This is a genomic window from Pseudomonas sp. 05T35 (genome assembly GCF_056396605.1).
The window spans coordinates 1-5,742 of record NZ_JBFTLU010000417.1; the positions used below are offsets into that span (position 1 = coordinate 1).

Annotated in this window: 3 protein-coding genes and 1 pseudogene; all 4 read left to right on the forward strand. The window is 55.9% G+C overall.

All coding sequences use genetic code 11. The features are described 5' to 3' along the window. The first annotated feature begins 234 nt into the window (after positions 1–234). Positions 235–2,373 carry a type I secretion system permease/ATPase gene (locus AC1DH9_RS24260; RefSeq protein ID WP_427545681.1) on the forward strand — a complete coding sequence of 713 codons (2,139 nt, stop codon included), beginning with the start codon at positions 235–237 and terminating at the stop codon, positions 2,371–2,373. 94 nt (positions 2,374–2,467) lie between these two features. Then, complete coding sequence (locus tag AC1DH9_RS24265; RefSeq protein WP_427545683.1) at positions 2,468–3,883, forward strand: HlyD family type I secretion periplasmic adaptor subunit; 1,416 nt, start codon at positions 2,468–2,470, stop codon at positions 3,881–3,883. 205 nt (positions 3,884–4,088) lie between these two features. Continuing rightward, entirely contained in the window at positions 4,089–4,598 is a 510-nt protein-coding gene (locus AC1DH9_RS24270) for a hypothetical protein (protein ID WP_427545685.1), read from the forward strand. An 11-nt stretch (positions 4,599–4,609) separates the two neighbouring features. After that, positions 4,610–5,742, forward strand: a pseudogene (locus tag AC1DH9_RS24275) (hypothetical protein); the annotation flags it as partial.

The following is a 5,742-nucleotide window of genomic DNA, read 5'->3' on the forward strand; positions in this document are numbered from 1 at the left end:
CGTTGAGTCCAACCGACCTGAGCGACCTGGCGATGTACCTGACCAAGGACTACGACGCGGATCGGGACTTCCTGCCGCCGCAGGAGCGCAAGGCGCTCTGATCATCATTTCATACGACTGAGTGAAATAAATCTCATGAAATGATGGCGTATTGATGTCTAATGTTTCAGAATTGTTACAACCTGTTGAAAGGTTTACGAATTTATTGCCGCACTGCGGCGCGCATGGAAGCTTATGAGTGATCAAGGAAGGGGCGCCGAGTCGCCCACGGCAGATACCGGTCTCGTGTGTCTGGTCATGCTGGCCCGTTTTCATACGGTGGCAGCGTCCGCCGAACAATTGGCCCACGAATTTGCCCCGGCGAATCAACTGTTCACCCAACGCGAACTGCTGCTCGCAGCGCGCAAACTGGGACTCAAGGCCAAGTCGGTCAATACCTCCATCGCGCGTCTGGACCGCACGCCCTTACCGGCGATTGCGGCCAATGGCGATGGCACATTCTTCATCATTGCCAAGCTGGACCAAGGCAAGGCACTGATCCAGGACCCGCGTTCGGATCGCCCCGAAGTCATCACTTTCGAAGCGTTGGCGGCACGTTGGACCGGCGAGTTGGTACTGGTGCGTTCCGAGGCCGGGCTGCCTGGCGAAACCTCGCGTTTTGATTTCACCTGGTTTATTCCCGCCATCGTCAAGTACCGCAAGCTGTTGGGCGAAGTGTTGCTGGTGTCATTCGCCCTGCAATTGTTCGCCCTCGTGACACCGCTGTTTTTCCAGGTGGTCATGGACAAAGTGCTGGTGCATCACGGGTTGACCACACTTGATGTCATCGCCGCCGGGTTGTTGGGCATCATGCTGTTCGAGTCTGCATTGAGCGGTCTGCGCAGCTACGTGTTTGCGCATACCGCGAGCCGTATCGACGTGGAGTTGGGCTCGCGGTTATTCCGGCATTTGATCAACCTGCCGCTGGCGTATTTTCAGGCGCGACGGGTCGGTGATTCGGTGGCCCGAGTGCGTGAGCTGGAGAACATCCGCAGCTTCCTGACCGGCAATGCGATTACCTTGCTGCTGGATGTGCTGTTCTCCCTGGTGTTCATTCTGGTGATGTTTTACTACAGCGGTTGGCTCACCCTGATTGTGCTGCTGTCGTTGCCCTTGTATGTGCTGGTCTCGGTGTTTGTCACGCCACTGCTGCGCGCCAGGTTGCAGGACAGTTTTACCCGTGGCGCGGAGAACCAGGCGTTTCTGGTGGAAACCGTGAACGGCATCGACACCGTAAAATCCATGGCCGTCGAGCCTCAGGCGATTCGCAAGTGGGACAACCAGATGGCGGCTTACGTCGCTGCCGGTTTCAAGACCCAGACCTTGTCCACGCTCGCTAACGAGAGCGTGTCGCTGATCGGCAAACTGGTCACCGTGGCGACCCTCTGGCTGGGGGCTCGACTGGTGATCGACGGTCAGCTTTCAGTGGGCGAACTGATCGCGTTCAACATGCTTGCCGGACGTGTCAGCGGCCCGATCATGCGCCTGGCGCAGCTGTGGACCAGCTTCCAGCAAACCGGTGTTTCGGTGCAGCGTCTGGGCGATATCCTCAATACCCGTACCGAGCTGTCCCAGGCCACCCGCAGCGCGTTGCCGCCGCTCAAGGGGCAGATCGAGTTTGATCAGGTGCATTTTCGTTATCGCGCCGATGGCTCCGAAGTCCTGCGCGGGATCAGCCTGCAGATCGCGGCCGGTGAGGTGATAGGCGTGGTGGGGCGTTCCGGCTCCGGCAAAAGCACCCTGACGCGTCTGCTCCAGCGCTTGTATGTGCCGGAGCGTGGCCGAGTGCTGGTCGATGGCATGGACCTGGCGCTGGCCGATGTTTCATCGCTGCGCCGGCAAATCGGCGTGGTGCTTCAGGACAACATGTTGTTCAACCGCAGCATCCGCGAAAACATCGCCTTGACCGATCCGGGCGCGCCTCTTGAAGCGGTCATGCACGCCGCCAGCATGGCCGGGGCCCATGAGTTCATTCTGGAGTTGCCCGAAGGTTACGACACCATGGTGGGTGAGCACGGTACCTCGCTTTCCGGTGGTCAGCGGCAACGGATCGCCATCGCTCGCGCGTTGATCGGCAACCCGCGGATTCTGATCTTCGATGAGGCCACCAGCGCGCTGGACTACGAGTCCGAGCGGATCATCCAGCAGAACATGCAAAGCATCTGCGCCGGGCGCACGGTCATCATCATCGCCCACCGACTGTCCGCCGTGCGCGATGCCAATCGCATTCTGGTGGTCGATCGCGGGCAAATCGTCGAGCAGGGCAGCCATGCTGAATTGCTGACGCATCAAGCCGGCCACTACTCGCGTCTGCACCGTATGCAGCAAGGCTGATCAGCCCCTCAATCGCCTGTCATTCGTTTGTCGACCGCGCCTGCATCAGGCGCGGCGGTACTCACTGTATTCCGGATTCAAGGATCGATCTCTCATGAGTGCACCCCCATCGTTATTGCAGCGCTATCGTCATGTCTGGCGACACTCGTGGCGCCAGCGCAAAAACATGGACAGCCCGCGTCGGCTATCCCATGAGGCAGAGTTTCTGCCGGCGGCGCTGGAGTTGCAGGACACACCGGTGCATCCGGCACCGAGAATCTTTCTCTGGAGCATCATGGGCTTTGCCGTGCTGGCGCTGCTCTGGGCGTGCATCGGCAAGATCGAAGTGGTCGCCGTGGCGCCGGGCAAGATCGTGCCGAACGGCAAGACCAAGCTGATTCAATCCAGCGAAACCGCAGTGGTCAGGGCGATCCACGTCAGTGACGGTCAGGCGGTAAAAGTCGGCGAGTTGCTGGTCGAGCTCGACCCGACCGCAGCGGACGCTGACGTCAGACGCATTCAAAGTGATCTGCTGGGTGCTCGAATCGACAGCGCCCGCAGTGCCGCGATGCTCGATGCGATCAACCAGCAAAAGCCGCCGGCATCGTTGATCGGGGCGATTGCCAATGCCAACCCGGAACAAGTGCTCAGTGCTCAACGCTGGTTGCAAGGGCAGTACCAGGAGTACCGCAGCAATCTGGAGCTGGTCGATGCCGAGATCCTTCAGCGCAGCGCCGAAATCCAGTCTGCCCAGGCGCAAGTGGCGAGCCTTCGCCAAACCGTGCCGATCGCCACGCAATTGGCTGAGGACTACCAGCGACTGCTGGCGCAACAGTACGTGGCGCGTCATGAATACCTGGAAAAGGAACAGGCCCGACTGGACCTGCAACGTCAGTTGAGCGTGCAGCAAGCCAGCGTCCTGCAATCCACCGCCGCCCAGGGCGAGGCACGGCGCAGGCGTGAGGGCGTCGTCGCGCAGAATCGCCGTGCCATGCTCGACCTACAACAGGAGGCCAACCAAAAAGCCGCGAGTCTGGTTCAGGAACTGGCCAAGGCCCGCTATCAGGAAACCCTCACCAGCCTAAAAGCCCCGGTCGACGGCACCGTCCAACAATTGGCCATCCACACCGTCGGCGGCGTGGTCACCCCAGCCCAGCCGTTGATGGTCATCGTCCCGACGGATCAACCGGTTGAAGTGGAAGCCATGCTGGAAAACAAGGACGTCGGCTTCGTCCGCGCCGGCCAGCCGGTCACGGTCAAGGTTGAAACCTTCACCTTCACCAAATACGGCACCGTCGACGGCGAAGTGCTCAGCGTCTCGAACGACGCCATCGACGATGAAAAACGCGGGTTGATCTACAGCAGCCGTATTCGTCTCAACACCGATCACCTGATGGTCAACGGCCAGCGAGTGGCGCTGTCACCGGGGATGTCGGTAACGGCGGAGGTGAAGACCGATCAGCGTCGGGTGATCGAGTACTTCCTGAGTCCGTTGCAACAGCATGTGGATGAGAGTTTGAGAGAGCGGTAGTCAGGGCAACTTCCGTTGAGCGAAAAAAGAAGGAGGGAGAGCTGGCCGATTTTAAGTGTTTGTTATTAAAAGCGTGCATTTGTGCTTGGTAACTRCTTCGGGTTTTTGTTGCGATTATCTTGCTGGCAGGGTTTTGTTTTTGCGTTTTCCTTGTGGTGGTTTCACCGAGAGTTTTATGGGGTATGAGCTAAAGGATAACCCGTATATGAAAATTTACTCACCACAAGATGGCGGTGGTTTTACGGGATGTGAGTTTTCAGGTGACGGGAAAAATGGGAGCTTCTTCAGGTTCAACATGACACCGGAAGAGTGTCGGCTTGTGACCTACGATAAAGGCAGTATTCAATTTGCTGTCGATTATCCAAGCATGAAGGTTGTGCGTAATGGTTGGAAAGGGAACAAGGCGCCTGTGTTTTTTTATATGGAACACATCTCCATGGATGGATTTGATGCCAATAGACATGTTGCTGGGAAAGAGCCTGTTTCGGTGGTTGATGGGGTTGAAAGTTATGAGGTTGGTGGCTTTCAAGAAAGAAAATTTACAGGGGGAGATGGCGTGTCTGTGTATGTCTCGGACTTTACGAATACGGTTCGGGCAAATCGAATATATAAGGCAGGGTTATGGGTTTTTTATCAATACCCAAAGGAGCTTACAGACGTCAGGGTTGTGGATGATTTTGTCCTGAATGTTCTTGGTAGGATAATGGCAGAATAAGGAGATTAAGTGTGGTGCTGGTAAAATTTAATGATGCTCAGCTAAAAGAGTTGCAGCGGTTGTCGGATAGTAAAAGCTATTCAGCGGCATATGAATATATGCACGGCATCGTTGCTGGCGAGGTAGCAAGCGCTGGCAGGGAAAGTGACCTTGTTGACTTGAAGGCGGTTGCTAACTGGTTAACGACGGCAAAGGCAATCAATTCGAATGATCGAAGCAACTTTTTGGACGATATTGTTCGTGGATCGATACAGTACTCAGTAGCTAAAGCTGGTCGTCCGTTGAGTAATGAGGCGTTTCAGGTTGCCTCTGATAAGTTGGCTGAAGAAACTATAAAGAACGTGCTTAAGGGGGGTGGTGTAACGTCAGCCAATATCATCACCAGGCTAGAGTCGAATGGTATGAAGAATGAACTGGGTCTGGAGGCGTGGCAATGGCCCGGTGCGCTCGCTGATATACTTCCATCTCCCTTAGGTATGGGTCGTGATTTTATTCAGATTACGGGTGAGACARCAACTGAGTTTACGCAAAATGTAATAAGTTCCATGATTTCAAACATGGCAGGGGTTGAGCGATTTATAAATAGAGACTCTCCTCTGGACGTTAGTCCTACGTGGAAGTTGTGGCGGGAAATGAGCAGCTTTATAGCGGATAATCGTTATAAGCTGTATGAGAAAGATAAGGTGGTAGAAGCAACACCTGGCAAGGACTTGGTTAATATCAACATCAATCCTTCCCCCCAACCCCAACAACACATCCAGGGCGAAAGCAAAGCCCAGCAAGACGTCGCCAACGGCTTCATTCAAAACGCCGCGACGCACAACATCTTCGCCCTCGGCGGGATTCTCAACAAAACCGATTTCACCTCCACCCAAATGGCCAGCCTCGCCTCGGGTGGCATTCGTCCCGGTGAAATGCAGCTCGATCCCAACGCTCGGCCCAACACCTATCTGTCGAGTTTCTACCAAGCTCCGAACAGCAGCAAACCGGATTTCAGCCTGCGCAATGCCGTGACCCTGAACGGTTTGTCGGCCATGTCCACGTTCAACACTTACGTTGACCCGTTATTGCTGGATTTGACCGGTAATGGCGTGCACATGACCGATATCCGCGACGGTGTGCTGTTCGATACTGACCACAGTGG

Excerpts from the sequence above, each read along its gene's own strand:
- AC1DH9_RS24265 (WP_427545683.1), top strand. The coding sequence starts at position 2,468 with ATGAGTGCACCCCCATCGTTATTGCAGCGCTATCGTCATGTCTGGCGA.
- AC1DH9_RS24270 (WP_427545685.1), top strand. The coding sequence starts at position 4,089 with ATGAAAATTTACTCACCACAAGATGGCGGTGGTTTTACGGGATGTGAG.
- AC1DH9_RS24260 (WP_427545681.1), top strand. The coding sequence starts at position 235 with ATGAGTGATCAAGGAAGGGGCGCCGAGTCGCCCACGGCAGATACCGGT.